General features: G+C 52.2%; 14 protein-coding genes. 12 read left to right on the top strand and 2 right to left on the bottom strand.

The genetic code is table 11. The features are described from left to right. Window positions 1-25: 25 nt before the first annotated feature. Window positions 26-874, bottom strand: a complete 849-nt coding sequence (gene queF, locus ACLJXE_RS22420; protein ID WP_271441048.1) for an NADPH-dependent 7-cyano-7-deazaguanine reductase QueF — start codon at window positions 872-874, stop codon at window positions 26-28. Between the two features lie 68 nt (window positions 875-942). Here queF and syd point away from each other — a divergent pair, with 68 nt between their 5' ends. The 8 genes from syd to ACLJXE_RS22380 all read left to right on the top strand — a co-directional run bounded on the left by syd (window position 943) and on the right by ACLJXE_RS22380 (window position 9,328). Then, window positions 943-1,488, top strand: coding sequence for a SecY-interacting protein (gene syd / locus ACLJXE_RS22415; RefSeq protein ID WP_410752068.1), 546 nt, complete (start codon window positions 943-945; stop codon window positions 1,486-1,488). A 635-nt stretch (window positions 1,489-2,123) separates the two neighbouring features. Then, the gene (locus ACLJXE_RS22410; protein WP_410752067.1) at window positions 2,124-2,453 is read left to right on the top strand and encodes a YqcC family protein; all 330 of its coding nucleotides are present in this window, start codon (window positions 2,124-2,126) and stop codon (window positions 2,451-2,453) included. Further along, window positions 2,453-3,235 (top strand): tRNA pseudouridine(65) synthase TruC, encoded by a 783-nt coding sequence (gene truC / locus ACLJXE_RS22405; protein WP_286629625.1) that lies wholly within the window; start codon window positions 2,453-2,455, stop codon window positions 3,233-3,235. Before ACLJXE_RS22410 ends, truC begins: the two co-directional genes overlap by 1 nt. 19 nt (window positions 3,236-3,254) lie before the next feature. Then, window positions 3,255-3,704, top strand: coding sequence for a flavodoxin (locus ACLJXE_RS22400; RefSeq protein WP_286629626.1), 450 nt, complete (start codon window positions 3,255-3,257; stop codon window positions 3,702-3,704). Window positions 3,705-4,050: 346 nt separating this feature from the next. Next, window positions 4,051-5,403 carry a galactarate/glucarate/glycerate transporter GudP gene (gene gudP / locus ACLJXE_RS22395; protein WP_137382735.1) on the top strand — a complete coding sequence of 451 codons (1,353 nt, stop codon included), beginning with the start codon at window positions 4,051-4,053 and terminating at the stop codon, window positions 5,401-5,403. 2 nt (window positions 5,404-5,405) lie between these two features. Beyond that, the gene (locus ACLJXE_RS22390) at window positions 5,406-6,746 is read left to right on the top strand and encodes an enolase C-terminal domain-like protein (protein WP_410752066.1); all 1,341 of its coding nucleotides are present in this window, start codon (window positions 5,406-5,408) and stop codon (window positions 6,744-6,746) included. Between the two features lie 20 nt (window positions 6,747-6,766). Beyond that, entirely contained in the window at window positions 6,767-8,107 is a 1,341-nt protein-coding gene (gene gudD / locus ACLJXE_RS22385; protein WP_410752082.1) for a glucarate dehydratase, read from the top strand. A gap of 78 nt (window positions 8,108-8,185) precedes the next feature. Further along, window positions 8,186-9,328, top strand: coding sequence for a glycerate kinase (locus ACLJXE_RS22380; RefSeq protein WP_410752065.1), 1,143 nt, complete (start codon window positions 8,186-8,188; stop codon window positions 9,326-9,328). A gap of 59 nt (window positions 9,329-9,387) precedes the next feature. On the opposite strand, the gene barA is transcribed toward ACLJXE_RS22380, so the two are convergent. Continuing rightward, window positions 9,388-12,144 carry a two-component sensor histidine kinase BarA gene (gene barA, locus ACLJXE_RS22375; protein WP_410752064.1) on the bottom strand — a complete coding sequence of 919 codons (2,757 nt, stop codon included), beginning with the start codon at window positions 12,142-12,144 and terminating at the stop codon, window positions 9,388-9,390. Window positions 12,145-12,201: 57 nt separating this feature from the next. Between barA and rlmD the strand changes: the two genes are divergently transcribed. The 4 genes from rlmD to pyrG all read left to right on the top strand — a co-directional run bounded on the left by rlmD (window position 12,202) and on the right by pyrG (window position 18,618). Then, window positions 12,202-13,500 (top strand): 23S rRNA (uracil(1939)-C(5))-methyltransferase RlmD, encoded by a 1,299-nt coding sequence (gene rlmD / locus ACLJXE_RS22370; RefSeq protein WP_410752063.1) that lies wholly within the window; start codon window positions 12,202-12,204, stop codon window positions 13,498-13,500. A 100-nt stretch (window positions 13,501-13,600) separates the two neighbouring features. Further along, on the top strand, window positions 13,601-15,835 hold the full coding sequence (gene relA, locus ACLJXE_RS22365; protein WP_137382740.1) for a GTP diphosphokinase: 2,235 nt from the start codon (window positions 13,601-13,603) through the stop codon (window positions 15,833-15,835). Window positions 15,836-15,964: 129 nt separating this feature from the next. Next, entirely contained in the window at window positions 15,965-16,756 is a 792-nt protein-coding gene (gene mazG, locus ACLJXE_RS22360; protein ID WP_410752062.1) for a nucleoside triphosphate pyrophosphohydrolase, read from the top strand. A gap of 224 nt (window positions 16,757-16,980) precedes the next feature. Then, on the top strand, window positions 16,981-18,618 hold the full coding sequence (gene pyrG, locus ACLJXE_RS22355) for a glutamine hydrolyzing CTP synthase (protein ID WP_005130912.1): 1,638 nt from the start codon (window positions 16,981-16,983) through the stop codon (window positions 18,616-18,618). Window positions 18,619-18,635 lie beyond the last annotated feature (17 nt).

The following is an 18,635-nucleotide window of genomic DNA, read 5'->3' as shown; positions in this document are numbered from 1 at the left end:
CGACACGCAAAATTGAGAAAAAAGATTACTGACGCACCAGTCTGCCTGTTGCGGGGGTGAAATCTGTGTTGGTGCGCCATGGGTTGATATCGAGGCCGCCGCGTCGCGTGTAGCGTGCGTATACGCTCAGTTTCTCCGGCTGACAGAAACGCAGGAGGTCATTGAAAATGCGTTCCACACACTGCTCGTGAAATTCATTGTGGTGGCGGAAGGAGACCAGATAGCGCAGCAACTTTTCCCTGTCGATTTTGCGTCCACGATACTGAATTTGTATGGAACCCCAGTCAGGCTGGTGGGTGATCAGGCAGTTGGATTTCAGCAGATGACTGACTAGCGTCTCTTCTACTGCTTTGTCGCCGCTCACGGCGTTTTCCAGATAGTCGGTGCTGAACTGGTAGTTATCAATGACGATATCCTGATTGTCGATACAGGTGCCATTGAAGTGGGCTATCGGCTGCCCTTCCTGTTCATCAAGACGATAGAGCGCCACACTGACATCACCCTGCGCGCAGGCGCGTAGATCGTGCTCCAGTGTCTGACGGACGTGTTCCCATGAGTCAAAACGCGTCTGATTAAAACTGTTCAGATACAGCTTAAAGCTTTTTGATTCAATCAGATTAACGCTGGTGTAATCCAGCTCCACATGGCCGACCGCAACCTGCGGTAAGCCGTTGGCATTCAGCCATGACAGTTCATACAGCGTCCAGATATCCGCGCCGTGAAAAGGCAGATTATCGGCCTTTAGATCCAGCGGGTCGCGGTTCAGGCTGCGCGGAACACCCTGCAGCAGGCTGGCGTCGTAAATATCTCGGTAATCCGTTGATTTTCCGAGAGTCAGGCCGTCAAGCGCCCGATGATTTTCATAAGAAGACATGTTTCACCGTCATAAACCAGATACACTATGCGACAAGTGTATCCTGGCTTTTGTGAAGAGAGAAATCAGTGGACGAATTGACAGCACAGGCGTTGACAGCCTTTACGGCGCGTTATTGCGATGCATGGCATGAAAAAAACAGCAGCTGGCCGCTGAGTGACGAGTTGTATGGCGTACCGTCCCCGTGCATCATCTCCTCCACGAACGATGCGGTGTACTGGCAACCGCAGCCTTTTGTGGGCGAGCAGAATGTAAACGCGGTTGAACGCGCCTTTGATATTGTGGTACAACCCGCTGTTCATGCGTTTTATACCACCCAATTTGCCGGGGACATGCACGCACAATTTGCGGATGAGAAACTGACTCTTCTGCAAACCTGGTCTGAAGATGACTTCAGACGCGTACAGGAAAACCTGATTGGTCACCTGGTTACGCAAAAACGCCTTAAGCTCTCTCCTACGCTTTTTATTGCCACACTGGACAATGAACTTGATGTTATTTCAGTGTGCAACTTGTCTGGGGAAGTCTGTAAGGAAACGCTGGGAACCCGTAAACGAACGGTTCTGGCGGCTTCACTTGCGGAATTTCTTACTCAACTTAAGCCTGTTCTGTAATCCAGTTTGCCCCAGGGCGTGTGAGAGATCTCTTACAAACCCTGTAGGAGATTGCCAGGTGAACAGTAAAGACTTCATCGACCGATATAATATTAAATATTTATAATTCAACTAGTTAATGTTTTATTGTTAACTTTCATACGAAAATAATCATTAGGGTATGTCTGTAAGTGTCTTGTAAGACAATGCGAAACAGGCGATTCTATCTCTGTCGACAAGGAGTCGCGTAACGAAGTGAACATCAGGATGATGACACTTCGGCAGGACACACCAGGACGGTGCTGCAAGGACAGGTTTCAGGATGAAGCAAAGAGGAAAACGCGGGAAGCGTTAAAGGACACCTCCAGGATGGAGAACGAGAGCCGGTCAGGATGTTCGGCGGGTCAGGATGGCCAGGGACACTTCAGGATGAAGTTTTCACATCGGGGGCGGTGTGAGCAGGATGCAAATGTTCAGGATGAACGAGGTCGCAAGACCACAGGAAAAGTTGTCACGGATGAGCAGGGAGCACAAAAAGTAGCTGGAATGCTGCGAAACGAACCGGGAGCACTGTTTTTACAGTGCTCCCTTTTTTTTATTTCCCTTCGACTAGTGCTATTCTTCGCGCCAGATTTTTCATCATTGAGGTTAATTTCATGACGACTCATGACCGTGTGCGTGAGCAGTTGCATGCGCTTGAAGCACTGTTGCGTGAACATAATCACTGGCGGATGGATGCGCCAGAAGCGCATCTGTTTTCCAGCACGCAGCCTTTTTGTATGGATACCATGGAACCGGTTGAATGGCTGCAGTGGGTGTTGATTCCCCGCATGCATGCGCTGCTTGATAATGCGCAGCCACTTCCGGAAGCGTTCGCTATTGCGCCATATTATGAAATGGCGCTGGCAGCCGATCATCCGCAGCGCGATGTGATCCTGATCGCATTGCAGGATCTGGATGCGCTATTTACCCGTGATGACACCTGATGCTGGAAATTCTCTATCAAGACCAATGGCTGGTTGCAGTCAACAAACCTTCGGGCTGGCTGGTTCATCGTAGCTGGCTCGACCGCGATGAGAAAGTGGTGGTAATGCAAACAGTGCGTGACCAGATTGGTCAGCACGTTTTTACAGCCCACCGACTCGACAGACCGACATCCGGTGTGCTGTTGATGGGGCTGTCCAGCGAGGCCGGACGACGGCTGGCACAGCAGTTTGAGCAGCATCAAATCCAAAAACGCTACCATGCCATTGTGCGCGGCTGGCTGATGGACGACGCCATTCTGGATTATCCGTTGGTGGAAGAGCTGGACAAGATTGCCGATAAATTTGCCCGTGACGACAAAGGCCCACAGCCTGCGGTCACCCACTATCGCGGGCTGGCTACGGTAGAGATGCCCGTGGCAACCGGTCGCTATCCAACCACCCGTTACGGGCTGGTGGAGCTGGATCCTAAAACCGGCCGTAAACATCAGCTCAGACGTCACCTGGCGCATTTGCGTCATCCGATTATTGGCGATAGTAAGCACGGTGATTTGCGACAAAACCGCAGCGCCGCAGAGCATTTTGGCTGCCAGCGCCTGATGTTGCATGCCAGCCAGCTTGAACTTACGCACCCCTTCACCGGTGAACCACTGGTTATTCGTGCCGGGTTGGATAACGTCTGGATGCAGGCGCTATCACAGTTTGGCTGGCTCGGGCTTCTCCCTGAGAATGAAAGGGTTGAGTTCAGCGGGTTGTCAGGTCAGGATGAGCAGACAGATTATTAAGTCCCTGGAGATAAAGGTTATGGCGGAAATTGGTATTTTTGTCGGCACAATGTATGGAAACGCGCTGCTGGTTGCCGAAGAGGCCGAAGCTATCCTCGCAAATCAGGGGCATAAAGCCACGGTTTATGAAGATCCGGAACTGGCGGATTGGGAAAAGTACAAAGATAAGTACATCCTGGTCGTAACGTCGACGACGGGACAAGGCGATCTGCCGGACAGCATCGTGCCGCTGTTTCAGGGAATTAAAGACCAACTGGGTTATCAGCCCGACATCCACTACGGAATTATTGCACTCGGTGACAGTTCATATGCCAATTTCTGCGGCGGCGGTAAGCAGTTTGATGCGCTTTTGCAAGAACAGAGCGCCCAGCGTGTGGGTGAGATGTTGCTGATTGATGCCGGTGAACATCCGGAACCGGAAAGCGAATCCAATCCCTGGGTAGAACACTGGGCGACGCTCCTCAAATAGAATATTACCCAACAATCCGCACGGTTCGAATGATAAGCCGGGGAAGGCGTCGCCGCCGCCCGGCAATAAAACCCCTGCAAACGCCAATTTCGTGAAGCATCTTCCATTCCCTTAGGCTTATGCCATAAACAACCTCATTCACCTCCTGCAATGTTGTGTTTTTGCACGGTGAGGGACAGAGGCACTCCTTCATATACTTTTCCCGTCAGTTCCCGGAAAGGCAGCGAGTCAGAATAAAACGGCCCCGAGCTGTACCAAAACTGCCACACACTAACCTCTCATTCTGATCACCCTACAGGTGCTGTACAGAATGAACTGGCGAAAGCCAAGATTCAGGAGTGCAACAATGAGTTCATTAAGTCAGGCGGCGAGCAGCGCGGAAAAACGCACTAACGCTCGCTACTGGATAGTGGTGATGTTGTTTATCGTCACATCCTTCAACTACGGCGACCGCGCCACTTTATCCATTGCCGGTTCAGAAATGGCCAAAGACATTGGTCTGGATGCGGTCGGGATGGGATATGTATTTTCCGCTTTTTCATGGGCCTATGTTATCGGCCAGATCCCCGGCGGCTGGCTGCTTGACCGCTTTGGTTCAAAGCGCGTTTATTTCTGGTCCATCTTTATCTGGTCCATGTTTACCTTGCTGCAAGGCTTCGTCGATATCTTTAGCGGCTTCGGCATTATCGTTGCGCTGTTTACCCTGCGCTTCCTCGTGGGGCTAGCTGAAGCACCCTCGTTCCCTGGCAACAGTCGCATTGTGGCGGCGTGGTTTCCGGCGCAGGAAAGGGGCACGGCGGTCGCTATCTTTAACTCTGCGCAATACTTTGCCACCGTTATCTTCGCGCCAATTATGGGCTGGCTGACCCACGAAGTGGGCTGGTCGCACGTGTTCTTCTTTATGGGGGGACTCGGGATCATCATCAGCTTTGTCTGGCTGAAAGTGATTCACGAACCGAACCAGCATCCGGGTGTAAACCAAAAAGAGCTGGAGTACATTGCCGAAGGTGGGGCGCTGATCAACATGGATCAGGCGGCAGCTAAAGCTAAAGTTCCGTTCAGCGTGAAATGGGGGCAAATCAAACAGTTGTTGGGTTCCCGCATGATGATCGGTATCTACATCGGCCAGTACTGTATTAACGCGCTGACCTACTTCTTTATCACCTGGTTCCCGGTCTATCTGGTACAGGCGCGCGGTATGTCGATTCTGAAAGCGGGATTTGTCGCGTCGGTCCCGGCTATTTGCGGATTCGCAGGCGGTGTGCTCGGCGGCATTATTTCCGACTGGCTGATGCGTCGTACCGGTTCGCTGAATATCGCCCGTAAAACGCCAATCGTGTTGGGTATGTTGCTGTCAATGGTGATGGTGTTCTGTAACTACGTCAACGTTGAATGGATGATTATCGGCTTTATGGCGCTGGCCTTCTTCGGTAAAGGTATCGGTGCACTGGGCTGGGCGGTAATGGCAGACACGGCCCCCAAAGAGATTAGCGGCCTGAGCGGCGGTCTGTTCAACATGTTCGGTAATATCTCCGGCATCGTGACACCGATTGCTATCGGCTACATTGTGGGCACGACGGGGTCGTTTAATGGTGCCTTGATTTACGTTGGAGTGCATGCGCTGATTGCCGTAGTGAGCTATCTGGTGCTGGTTGGCGATATTAAACGTATCGAACTGAAACCTGTCGCAGGACAATGATGATGACAACACAATCGAGTCCCGTTATTACCGACATGAAGGTCATCCCGGTGGCTGGTCATGACAGCATGCTGCTCAATATTGGTGGCGCGCATAACGCCTGGTTTACCCGCAATCTCGTGGTCCTTACTGATAACGCCGGGCACACCGGTGTGGGGGAAGCGCCAGGCGGTGAAGTGATCTATCAAACGCTGGTGGACGCTATTCCGCAGGTGTTAGGCCAGGAAGTGGCCCGCCTGAATAAGGTGGTCCAGCAGGTGCATAAAGGCAATCAGGCTGCTGACTTTGATACCTTCGGCAATGGAGCCTGGACATTTGAGCTGCGCGTCAATGCTGTGGCGGCGCTGGAAGCCGCGCTGCTGGATCTGCTGGGCAAAACGCTGAATGTACCGGTCTGCGAGCTATTAGGTCCGGGTAAGCAGCGTGATGCAGTGACCGTGCTCGGTTATCTGTTCTATGTAGGTGATCGCACCAAAACCGATCTGCCGTATCTGGAAAGTACGCCGGGTAAACATGAGTGGTATCACTTACGTCACCAGCAAGCGATGACCAGCGACTCGGTGGTGCGTCTGGCGCAGGCGTCACAGGATCGTTATGGTTTTAAAGATTTCAAACTGAAGGGCGGTGTGCTGCCTGGTGAGCAAGAAATTGAAACCGCCCGTGCGCTGAAATCTTGCTTCCCGGATGCGCGTATTACGGTGGACCCTAACGGTGCCTGGTTGCTGGATGAAGCGATCTCCTTGTGCAAAGGGCTAAATGATGTACTGACTTACGCAGAAGATCCGTGTGGTGCTGAACAGGGATTTTCCGGGCGTGAAGTGATGGCCGAGTTCCGCCGCGCAACGGGATTACCGGTGGCGACCAACATGATTGCTACCAACTGGCGCGAAATGGGCCACGCGGTAATGCTGAATGCAGTCGATATTCCGCTGGCCGATCCGCACTTCTGGACGCTTTCTGGTGCAGTGCGCGTGGCACAGTTGTGCGATGACTGGGGCCTGACCTGGGGATGCCATTCCAATAACCACTTTGATATTTCGCTGGCAATGTTTACTCACGTCGGTGCCGCAGCGCCGGGTAATCCGACAGCCATCGACACGCACTGGATTTGGCAGGAGGGCGATTGCCGTCTGACGAAGAATCCGCTGGAAATAAAGAACGGAAAAATTGCGGTTCCAGATGCACCTGGTCTGGGTGTGGAACTGGACTGGGATCAGGTGCAGAAAGCGCATGAAGCCTATAAGGCATTGCCCGGCGGTGCGCGTAATGACGCAGGACCGATGCAGTATCTGATCCCCGGATGGACTTTTGACCGTAAACGTCCTGTTTTCGGCCGTCACTGATTTTGAATAAGGACACGATGATGAGCGTACAATTTTCTACCCCAGTAGTGACCTCTATGCAGGTGATCCCAGTTGCGGGCCACGACAGCATGCTGATGAACCTGAGCGGCGCACATGCTCCGTTCTTTACACGTAATATTGTGATTATCAAAGATAATTCTGGTAATGCCGGGGTGGGCGAAATTCCCGGCGGCGAGAAAATTCGTAAGACTCTGGAAGATGCGATTCCGCTGGTGGTGGGCAAAACGTTAGGTGAATACAAAAACGTACTGAATACGGTACGCAATACCTTTGCCGATCGGGATGCCGGTGGGCGCGGTTTGCAGACCTTCGATTTACGTACCACTATTCATGTGGTTACCGGGATCGAAGCGGCAATGTTGGATCTGTTAGGCCAGCACCTGGGGGTGAATGTCGCGTCTCTGCTGGGTGATGGTCAGCAGCGTAGTGAAGTGGAGATGTTGGGGTATCTGTTCTTCGTCGGCAACCGTAAAGCGACGCCGTTGCCGTATCAGAGTCAGCCGGATGAGAAGTGCGATTGGTATCGTCTGCGCCATGAAGAGGCCATGACCCCGGATGCGGTAGTGCGTCTGGCTGAAGCTGCGTATGAGAAATATGGTTTTAACGACTTTAAACTCAAAGGCGGCGTGCTGGCAGGGGAAGAGGAAGCGGAATCTATCGTCGCGTTGGCGAAGCGTTTCCCGCAGGCCCGCGTAACGCTCGATCCTAACGGCGCCTGGTCGTTGAATGAAGCGATCAAGATCGGTAAGTATCTGAAAGGATCACTGGCTTATGCTGAAGATCCATGTGGCGCGGAGCAGGGGTTCTCTGGGCGTGAAGTGATGGCGGAATTCCGCCGCGCGACTGGCCTGCCGACGGCGACCAATATGATCGCTACCGACTGGCGTCAGATGGGGCACACGCTGTCGTTGCAGTCTGTGGATATTCCGCTGGCTGACCCGCATTTCTGGACTATGCAGGGGTCTGTTCGCGTGGCGCAGATGTGTCATGAGTTTGGCCTCACCTGGGGTTCACACTCAAACAATCACTTTGATATTTCGCTGGCGATGTTCACTCATGTCGCGGCAGCAGCGCCGGGTAAAATTACGGCCATTGATACCCACTGGATCTGGCAGGAAGGTAACCAACGCCTGACCAAAGAACCGTTCGAAATTAAAGGCGGCATGGTACAGGTACCAGCGAAGCCGGGTCTGGGTGTAGAACTGGATATGGACCAGGTGATGAAAGCGCACGAGCTGTACCAGCAACATGGCCTGGGAGCGCGTGATGACGCGATGGGAATGCAGTACCTGATCCCGAACTGGACCTTTGATAATAAACGCCCATGCATGGTGCGCTAAACGTTATGCCGGTTCTGACAGGAACCGGCACATCTCCAGGTGTATGATTAACAGAATCAACATGCGTAAGGACGGCTTATGAAAATAGTAATTGCACCGGATTCTTATAAAGAGAGTTTGAGTGCGCTTGAGGTGGCAACGGCCATTGAGCAGGGTTTTCGTGAGATCTGGCCTGATGCGGATTATGTAAAGATACCGGTCGCTGATGGTGGTGAAGGAACGGTTGAGGCGATGGTTGCTGCTACGTCGGGCCACCTTGTGCATGTTGATGTTACTGGTCCATTGGGAAGTAAGGTACGGGCATTTTATGGGGTATCGGGAGATGAGCGCTCAGCGTTTATCGAGATGGCGGCCGCCAGTGGGTTAGAGCGAGTTCCGGCAGGTTTACGCGATCCGCTGAAAACCACCTCATGGGGAACCGGAGAGTTGATTCGCCATGCGCTGGATGCGGGGGTGGAGCATATCATCATCGGGATTGGCGGTAGCGCGACTAATGATGGTGGCGCCGGTATGGTGCAGGCTCTGGGCGCCAAATTGCTGGACGCGCAGAATAACCAGATTGCGCAAGGCGGAATCGGTCTGGAAGCGCTCACCAGGATAGATATTTCAGCGTTAGATAAGCGCCTTGTTACCTGTCGTATTGAAGTGGCCTGCGATGTAACGAATCCGCTGACCGGTAAAGAGGGCGCTTCTGCAGTATTTGGTCCGCAAAAAGGGGCAACGCCAGAGATGATTACCCGTCTGGATAATGCGCTCACGCACTATGCGCAACTGATTGCCCGCGATCTGGACGTTAACGTGTTGGATCTGGCCGGTGGTGGCGCTGCCGGCGGCATGGGGGCTGCACTGTATGCGTTTTGTGGTGCGCAGCTACGCCGTGGTATCGAGATCGTGACGGATGCGTTACACCTTGATGATTGCGTTGCGGATGCAGATTTAGTGGTGACCGGGGAAGGGCGTATTGACAGTCAGACGATCCATGGCAAAGTCCCGGTTGGCGTAGCGAACGTTGCAAAGCGATTTAATAAGCCCGTCATTGGTATTGCAGGCAGCCTGACGCCAGATGTTGGCGTGGTGCATGAGCATGGAATTGATGCCGTTTTTAGCGTGATTTATACCATTTGCACGCTGGATGAGGCGCTGGATAATGCGAGTGAAAATGTGCGGATGACGGCACGAAACGTGGCCGCAACGCTTAAAGCAGGGCAGCAATTACGTTAAATGAGAGTGGCTATAGGCCGGATAAGAGGCGTGAGCGTCCTTATCCGGCAATCAGACCTTTACCCCAACAGCTTCTTCGCTTCACGTGCCACGTTGTCCATCTCATCAAGAAGCTCTAAAAACTCTGGTTCCAGCTCTTCTTCTTTGGTCCCGCTACGTAACTGCTGCTCAATGAGCTGGCACAGGTTTTTCATGCGGGGAACCCCGCTGTAACCGCAGCTGCCGTGTAGTTTATGAATCAAATCCACCAACCCTTCAGGGTTTTCACCCACCAGTTGCTCTTCAATTCTGTTACGGACTTCAGGCAAGAAATCGATCAGCATTTGCAGCATATCCCGCGCCAGATCGTTTTTACCGGCAGCCTGTCTCAACGCCAGTTGCCAGTCGAGGGTCGTATTCGGGTTGACCACGGGTTCAGGGGGGGCCGCCACGATAGTCCGGGCTGATGTGCCGGCACCGGGCTTATAGCGCAACAGCAAGCTGTGCAATTTATCTTCTTCAATCGGCTTAGCCAGGTAGTCATTCATTCCGGCGCTGAGTAACTTCTCTTTTTGTCCCGCCATGGCATGCGCCGTTACCGCAATAACCGGTGTCTGCTGCTGGTGTGGAAGCTGATGGATCAGTTCGCAGGCACGAATACCGTCCATGTCCGGCATCTGAATATCCATCAGGATCAGATCAAATTGCATTTGTTTGGCTCTGTCCACCGCCTGATGCCCGCTGTCGCACAGCTCGACGTGCTGCACCTTATCTTCAAGCAATGCGCCGATAAGCTTCAGGTTCGCCGGGTTGTCGTCCACCGCCATCACGGTCATCGCAATCTTGCTTTCATCTGGCAACGGGAGTTCTGATCCTTGGTTCAGGTGGCAATACTCGGTTAACACAGGCAGCAATCGGGTTGAGGTGAGCGGTTTTAACAGACATGCCGCCGCGCCGCCTTGCTTTAATTTTTCAGCGTTAATCTGCGCATGACAAGGCAACGCCAGTAACAGGAAATCGGTCATCGCGGCTGCGCTTGCCAGCCGTTCATGCTGCATGGTGAGCGGCTCGCGGAAAGTGACGGGTACACCGAGTAGCAGGATATCGTAGTGTTCTGCCGGTAATGCAGAGAATGAAGGGCTGTAAATCACCTCCAGTGGCGTTTCACTCAAGATATCCAACGTGCATTGCGCGGCGGTAGCATTTGGTTCAACGTAAGCCAGTCGTTTACCTGCCAGACAGCGGGTGGTTGAACGTTCGCTGAGAACATTAGGATTGAGATCAAGACTGATATGGAACCAGAAGGTAGAACCGCGATTTGGTTGGCTATGAAACGAGATATCCCCCCCCATTTCATTGACCAGTTTTTGCGTGATCACAAGGCCAAGTCCGGTACCACCGTGACGGCGCGAAATGCTGGCATCAGCCTGACGGAAAGCCTGGAACAGACGTGACTGATCGCGCTCTGGAATACCAATACCGGTATCGCGGATTTGAACTTCAATCTGGACTTTGGTGTTACTGAGCGCGCGTTTTTCAACCAGAATGTCGATATTGCCGCTCTCAGTAAATTTGATGGCATTGCCGACCAGGTTGGTGATGACCTGTTGCAAACGCAGCGGGTCGCCAATCACATTGTCCGGAACATCATTTTTAATATTCAGTGTTAGCTCCAGCCCTTTGTCATGGGAGGAGTGCGCTAACAGCGTTACGACGTCATCCAGTGTGCTGCGCAGCGGAAACGGTATGCTTTCCAGAATCAGTTTACCCGCTTCCAGTTTAGAGAAGTCGAGCACATCATTGATGATAGCGAGCAGGTTGTTGGCAGAGCGTTCAATCGTATTCAGGTGATCACGCTGGGTGGTATTTAACTCGGTTTTTAGTGTCAGGCGTGTAAAGCCAATGACACCGTTTAGCGGTGTACGTAGCTCGTGAGACATGTTCGCCAGGAACTCTGATTTAATACGTGCAGCTTCCTGAGCGCGTTTCTTTGCCAGGTCCAGCTCAATGTTTTGGATCTCCATCTGCTCCAGCGTTTCGCGCAGATCTGACGTCGCCTGATCGATATTGTGCTGCATCTCTTCATGGTAGGCGGCGAGAGACATCGCCATCGAGTTGATGCCATTCTTCAGCATATCCAGTTCGCCCAACATGAAACCTTCCACGCGGCTATCGAGCTGACCTCTACGTATCCGGTCTACGGTATTCACCATGTTGCGAATTGGGCCGGTCACGTCACGCATCAGACGCCAGCCGAAAATTAACGCAATACCAATACAAAACAGCATCATGACGCTGGAGATAAAGATCTCTTTGTACTGCTGTAATCGCACGGACTTGAGGTCCAGCTCAAGCGCCACATATCCCAGCATATTTTTGGTGTTTTTCGCATCGCTAACGGCAGATTCATCCGGTGAATAGCTTTCCGATATAATAGGGGTACGCAGGATCATAATATCCCCGAGCCGGGTTACGCTCAGCTTTCGCGGAAACGGCGATCCGGTAGCCAATTGCATCTCTGACGGATCAAGATGAAAGTTGGAGGTGACGAACAGTCGGTTATTTTCGTCATAGACGGAAATTGCCCGCACAATATCGGAATGGCGACGATGCAACACGCTGATAAGCTGGCCGATGGATTCCCTGTTTTGCAAGTTCATGCCGTATTCGCTGGATACCGCGAGTGGTTCAATGATGCTGGCACCAGCATCTTCCAGTTGACGCTGCAAGTCGTTATAGCGATGCACAACAAAAAAGATACTGAGCAGCAAACCTATCAGGACGGTCGGGGCCAGGATCAGAATCATCATGCGTGCGCGCAGGCTGTAGTTGGTCATGGAGTTCCGTTATGGGACAATTAGGGTCACACTGTTAAATAGAGAAATATCTCGTCGATGGCGCAATTCTACTCTGCAAAACGACGCGTGACGACGCGTCAGATCATAACCGTTACCGTCAATGACCTTGATTCTTTTGGTCAGGGCGTTGCTCGTCATAACGGGAAAGCCCTGTTTATACCGGAATTGCTGCCCCAGGAAAGCGCAGACGTGGTGATTACTGAAGATAAAAAACAGTTTGCCCGTGCGCAAGTCAAACGTCGTTTAAACGACAGTTCGGAACGTGAAGTGCCACGTTGCCCACATTTTGGGGTCTGTGGTGGCTGTCAACAGCAGCATGCCAGCATCCCTTTGCAGCAGCGTAGCAAAAGTGCGGCGTTGTCGCGTTTAATGAAATGTGAGGTGACGGAAGTTATCGCCGATACCCCGTGGGGTTATCGGCGCCGCGCGCGTTTAAGTCTGAACTATCGCGCGAAAGAGCAGCAATTGCAGATGGGATTTCGCAAGTCCGGCTCCAGCGACATTATCGATGTGAAGCAATGCCCTATTTTGGTGCCCCAACTTGAGGCGCTGTTGCCTGAAATTCGGGCATGCCTGCAGAGTCTGCAGGGGTTGCGTCACTTGGGACATGTCGAATTGGTGCAGGCTGGAAGTGGAACCCTGATGATTTTGCGCCACACTGCGCCACTGAATACCGCGGATAAAGAAAAACTGGAATGTTTTTCGCATTCTCAGGGACTGTCTTTGTTTCTGGCTCCGCAAAGCGAGATACTGGAATCAAATTCAGAAGAATCGCCCTGGTATGATTCAAATGGACTACGTTTAACCTTTAGCCCGCGTGATTTTATCCAGGTCAATGAAGGGGTAAACCAAAAAATGGTTTCCTGTGCGCTGGAATGGCTGGATGTGCAGCCAGAGGATCGCGTGCTTGATTTGTTCTGTGGTATGGGGAATTTTACGTTGCCGTTGGCCGTGCGGGCAGCGAGCGTTGTGGGTGTTGAAGGTGTCCCTGCGCTGGTGGAAAAAGGCCGGGAAAATGCGCGGAATAACGGACTACACAATGTGACATTCTTTCATGAAAACCTTGAAGAAGATGTCACCGAACAACCATGGGCAAAAAACGGATTTGACAAAGTCTTGCTCGATCCTGCGCGTGCGGGGGCTGCCGGCGTGATGCAACATATTATAAAATTAAACCCTGTCCGCGTTGTTTATGTATCCTGTAATCCTGCTACGCTGGCTCGTGACAGCGAAGCGTTACTCAATGCAGGATATACCGTTCGGCGACTGGCGATGCTCGATATGTTCCCGCACACTGGACATCTGGAATCGATGGTCCTGTTTGAGCGTTTGTAATGAATTTTATACCCATTGGATTTCGGGTTGTAATGCAGCGTGAAAGAAAATGGGTACGGCTTGTCGACTTCGACAGGCCAGGCCCCTTAAGGAGAGGACGATGGTTGCGGTAAGAAGTGCACATATAAATAAAGCTGGTGAGTTTGATCCTAAGAAATGGATCGCGAGTCTGGGGATCTCCAGCCAGCAGTCGTGTGAACGCTTAGCCGAAACCTGGGCGTATTGCCTGCAGCAGACACAGGGGCATCCGGATGCGGATCTGCTGCTGTGGCGTGGCGTCGAAATGGTGGAAATACTCTCCATGTTGAGTATGGATATCGACACGCTGCGAGCGGCGATGCTGTTCCCTCTGGCGGATGCCAATGTGGTGAGTGAAGACATCCTGCGCGAGAGCGTAGGCACGTCAATCGTTAATCTTATCCATGGTGTGCGTGATATGGCGGCAATACGCCAGCTAAAAGCCACGCATACCGACTCCGTCTCTTCCGAGCAGGTTGATAACGTTCGTCGCATGCTGCTGGCAATGGTCGACGACTTCCGCTGTGTGGTCATCAAGCTGGCGGAACGGATTGCCCATCTGCGAGAAGTGAAAGACGCGCCGGAAGATGAACGCGTGCTGGCGGCAAAAGAGTGCACCAATATTTATGCTCCGCTGGCTAACCGATTAGGTATCGGGCAATTAAAATGGGAGCTGGAAGATTACTGCTTCCGCTACCTGCACCCAGCCGAATACAAACGCATTGCTAAACTACTGCATGAACGTCGTATCGACAGAGAACACTATATCGACGAGTTTGTTGGGCATCTGCGTTCAGAGATGAAAACCGAAGGTGTAAAAGCCGAGGTGTACGGGCGTCCTAAGCATATTTACAGTATCTGGCGCAAAATGCAGAAAAAGCAGTTGGCTTTTGACGAACTGTTCGATGTGCGCGCGGTGCGTATCGTGGCAGAGCGTTTACAGGATTGCTATGCCGCGCTGGGGATCGTGCACACTCACTATCGCCATCTGCCTGATGAGTTCGATGACTACGTCGCCAATCCAAAGCCTAACGGTTACCAGTCAATCCATACGGTTGTGCTGGGACCCGGCGGTAAAACCATTGAAATCCAGATCCGTACCAAACAGATGCACGAAGATGCCGAGCTGGGCGTTGCCGCGCACTGGAAGTACAAAGAAGGTACCGCTTCAGGCGCTGCGCGTTCTGGTCATGAAGATCGCATTGCGTGGCTGCGTAAACTGATAGCCTGGCAGGAAGAGATGGCTGATTCCGGTGAAATGCTGGATGAAGTGCGTAGCCAGGTCTTTGACGACAGAGTTTACGTCTTTACGCCAAAAGGCGATGTCGTGGACTTACCGGCGGGCTCGACGCCGCTCGATTTTGCTTATCACATCCACAGTGATGTGGGGCATCGTTGCATTGGCGCGAAAATTGGCGGTCGCATCGTACCGTTTACCTATCAGCTGCAGATGGGCGATCAAATTGAAATCATCACCCAGAAACAGCCAAACCCTAGCCGCGACTGGCTAAACCCTAACCTGGGCTACGTGACGACCAGCAGGGGGCGCTCTAAGATCCATGCCTGGTTCCGTAAACAGGACCGGGACAAGAATATTCTGGCTGGTCGTCAGATCCTCGATGATGAACTGGCGCACCTGGGTATTAGCCTGAAAGAGGCTGAAAAACACCTGCTTCCGCGTTACAGCTTTAATGAGCTGGAAGAGCTGCTGGCGGCGATCGGTGGCGGTGACATTCGCCTCAACCAGATGGTCAACTTCCTGCAAGCGCAGTTTAATAAACCAAGCGCTGCTGAACAGGATGCTGCTGCACTGAAACAACTTCAGCAGAAAACGCAGGCCCCGCAGACTCGCCGTAAAGACGATGGCCGTGTGGTGGTCGAAGGGGTTGGAAACCTGATGCACCATATCGCGCGCTGTTGCCAGCCTATCCCTGGCGATGAGATTGTCGGGTTTATCACCCAGGGACGTGGTATTTCCGTGCACCGGGCTGATTGTGAACAACTGACAGAGCTGCGCTCACATGCCCCGGAACGTATCGTTGATGCGGTTTGGGGTGAAAGCTACTCGGCAGGGTACTCGCTGGTCGTCCGTGTGCAGGCAAACGATCGGAGCGGCTTATTACGTGATATCACGACGATTCTTGCTAACGAGAAAGTAAACGTGCTGGGGGTCGCCAGCCGTAGTGATACCAAACAACAGTTGGCCACCATTGATATGACCATCGAAATCTACAACCTGCAGGTGCTCGGACGCGTGCTCGGCAAACTGAACCAGGTGCCGGATGTGATCGACGCGCGTCGCTTGCACGGTAATTAATTATTTTGTAGGCCGGATGATCTTGCAGGCCTGATAAAACGCGTTAGCGTTGCATCAGGCATTGCTATGTTGCCGGATGTCGGCTGTCGCCTTATCCGGCCTACCGTATTGAAATTTCAGGATTTTTACATGAATCAAATCGACCGACTGCTCGGTATTATGCAGCGCCTGCGCGACCCGGAAAACGGCTGTCCGTGGGATAAAGAGCAGACTTTCACTACTATTGCCCCTTACACCCTCGAAGAAACCTATGAAGTACTTGATGCAATTGCGCGCGAAGACTTCGACGATCTGCGTGGTGAACTGGGCGATCTGTTGTTCCAGGTGGTGTTTTACGCACAAATGGCGCAGGAAGAAGGGCGCTTCGATTTTAATGATATTTGCGCTGCAATTAGCGATAAGCTCGAACGTCGGCATCCGCATGTATTTGCCGATGCTTCCGCCAGCAACAGCACCGAGGTGTTAACCCGCTGGGAACAAATCAAAACCGAAGAACGTGCCGAGAAAGCACAGCATTCCGCGCTGGACGATATTCCCCGCAGTTTACCGGCGCTCATGCGCGCCCAGAAAATCCAGAAACGCTGCTCCAATGTTGGCTTTGACTGGAAGACATTAGGACCGGTGGTCGACAAAGTTTATGAAGAGATTGACGAAGTCATGTTCGAGGCGAAGCAGGCTGTCGTTGACCAGGCTAAACTGGAGGAGGAAATGGGCGACCTGCTGTTTGCCACGGTCAATATGGCCCGTCATTTAGGGACAAAAGCAGAGACGGCATTGCAGAAAGCGAATAAAAAATTCGAGCGCCGTTTTCGTGAGGTTGAGCGAATTGTAGCAGCCCGCGGTCTGGAAATGACGGGTGTTGATCTGGAAACAATGGAAGACGTCTGGCAACAGGTAAAACGGCAGGAAATTGATCTCTAAGGGATTTCGTCGGTCAAGGGCGATTTGTGTGATTTTTTAAATAACAAGCGATTGATTTACGTCAAAAACATTTACCCCAAAGGGGCTATTTTCTCACTCCCGATGTTAATGTGAGCCTGGTGAAGAGGAGGAATAATGAAAGTTTGTGGCGCTCGTCATGTTCGGGTATACTACTTTCCCGTCTTGGTAATTCCATCGTTTCACCCTAACTTCTCAGGTCCAGCATGACAACGAACTATATTTTTGTGACCGGCGGGGTCGTATCCTCTCTGGGAAAAGGCATTGCCGCAGCCTCCCTCGCAGCCATTCTTGAAGCCCGTGGCCTCAATGTGACCATGATGAAACTGGATCCGTACATCAACGTCGATCCAGGTACTATGAGCCCTATCCAACACGGGGAAGTGTTCGTTACCGAAGACGGCGCTGAAACCGACCTGGACCTGGGTCACTATGAGCGTTTCATCCGCACCAAAATGAGCCGCCGTAACAACTTCACCACCGGTCGTATCTACTCCGACGTTCTGCGTAAAGAGCGCCGTGGCGACTATCTGGGCGCTACTGTTCAGGTAATTCCGCACATCACGAATGCCATTAAAGAGCGCGTTCTGGAAGGCGGTGAAGGTCATGATGTTGTTCTGGTCGAAATCGGCGGAACCGTTGGGGATATCGAATCTCTGCCGTTCCTTGAAGCGATTCGCCAGATGGCTGTAGAAATTGGCCGTGAGCACACGCTGTTTATGCATCTGACGCTGGTTCCGTATATGGCGGCGGCAGGTGAAGTCAAAACCAAACCGACTCAGCATTCTGTAAAAGAGCTGCTTTCTATCGGCATTCAGCCAGATATCCTGATTTGCCGCTCCGATCGCGCAGTTCCGGCTAATGAACGTGCAAAAATTGCATTGTTCTGTAACGTTCCGGAAAAAGCGGTGATTTCTCTGAAAGATGTCGATTCCATCTATAAAATTCCGGGCCTGTTGAAATCTCAGGGCCTTGACGATTATATTTGTAAACGATTCAGCTTGAACTGTCCGGAAGCAAATCTGTCAGAATGGGAACAGGTTATCTACGAAGAAGCGAATCCGGCAGGCGAAGTGACTATTGGTATGGTCGGCAAGTACATTGAACTGCCGGATGCCTATAAGTCAGTTATCGAAGCGCTGAAGCACGGTGGCTTGAAGAATCGTGTCACCGTCAACATCAAGCTGATTGATTCGCAGGATGTTGAAACGCGTGGCGTTGAGATCCTGAAAGGTCTTGATGCCATCCTAATCCCAGGCGGCTTCGGCTACCGTGGTGTTGAAGGGAAAATCGCGACAGCGCGCTTTGCGCGTGAAAACAATATTCCTTATCTGGGCATTTGCCTGGGTATGCAGGTTGCGTTGATTGAGTTTGCTCGTAACGTCGTGGGAATGGACAACGCCAACTCCACAGAATTTGTGCCAGACTGTAAGTACCCAGTGGTGGCCCTGATTACTGAATGGCGTGATGAAGACGGCAACGTTGAAGTCCGTACCGAGAAGAGCGATCTGGGTGGCACAATGCGTCTTGGTGCGCAACAGTGTCAGCTGAGCGATGAGAGTCTGGTTCGTCAACTGTACGGTACGCCGACAATTGTTGAACGTCATCGCCACCGCTACGAAGTCAACAATATGCTGTTGAAACAGATTGAAGCTGCGGGTCTGCGTGTTGCAGGCCGTTCCGGTGATGATCAGTTGGTCGAGATCATTGAGGTACCGAATCATCCGTGGTTCGTGGCCTGTCAGTTCCACCCGGAATTTACTTCCACGCCACGTGATGGGCACCCACTGTTCGCCGGCTTTGTGAAAGCCGCCAGTGAACATCAGAAGCGTCAGGCGAAGTAAGAAGTAAAAAGTTAGAA

This window comes from Citrobacter sp. U14242, from assembly GCF_046555775.1.
Lineage (GTDB): Bacteria > Pseudomonadota > Gammaproteobacteria > Enterobacterales > Enterobacteriaceae > Citrobacter.
The sequence above is the reverse complement of the archived record's forward strand: the minus strand, read 5'-3'. Positions and strand labels throughout refer to the sequence as shown.

Excerpts from the sequence above, each read along its gene's own strand:
- pyrG (WP_005130912.1), top strand. The coding sequence starts at position 16,981 with ATGACAACGAACTATATTTTTGTGACCGGCGGGGTCGTATCCTCTCTG.
- ACLJXE_RS22380 (WP_410752065.1), top strand. The coding sequence starts at position 8,186 with ATGAAAATAGTAATTGCACCGGATTCTTATAAAGAGAGTTTGAGTGCG.
- queF (WP_271441048.1), bottom strand. The coding sequence starts at position 874 with ATGTCTTCTTATGAAAATCATCGGGCGCTTGACGGCCTGACTCTCGGA.
- gudD (WP_410752082.1), top strand. The coding sequence starts at position 6,767 with ATGAGCGTACAATTTTCTACCCCAGTAGTGACCTCTATGCAGGTGATC.
- relA (WP_137382740.1), top strand. The coding sequence starts at position 13,601 with ATGGTTGCGGTAAGAAGTGCACATATAAATAAAGCTGGTGAGTTTGAT.
- mazG (WP_410752062.1), top strand. The coding sequence starts at position 15,965 with ATGAATCAAATCGACCGACTGCTCGGTATTATGCAGCGCCTGCGCGAC.
- ACLJXE_RS22400 (WP_286629626.1), top strand. The coding sequence starts at position 3,255 with ATGGCGGAAATTGGTATTTTTGTCGGCACAATGTATGGAAACGCGCTG.
- gudP (WP_137382735.1), top strand. The coding sequence starts at position 4,051 with ATGAGTTCATTAAGTCAGGCGGCGAGCAGCGCGGAAAAACGCACTAAC.
- rlmD (WP_410752063.1), top strand. The coding sequence starts at position 12,202 with ATGGCGCAATTCTACTCTGCAAAACGACGCGTGACGACGCGTCAGATC.
- barA (WP_410752064.1), bottom strand. The coding sequence starts at position 12,144 with ATGACCAACTACAGCCTGCGCGCACGCATGATGATTCTGATCCTGGCC.
- ACLJXE_RS22390 (WP_410752066.1), top strand. The coding sequence starts at position 5,406 with ATGACAACACAATCGAGTCCCGTTATTACCGACATGAAGGTCATCCCG.
- truC (WP_286629625.1), top strand. The coding sequence starts at position 2,453 with ATGCTGGAAATTCTCTATCAAGACCAATGGCTGGTTGCAGTCAACAAA.
- ACLJXE_RS22410 (WP_410752067.1), top strand. The coding sequence starts at position 2,124 with ATGACGACTCATGACCGTGTGCGTGAGCAGTTGCATGCGCTTGAAGCA.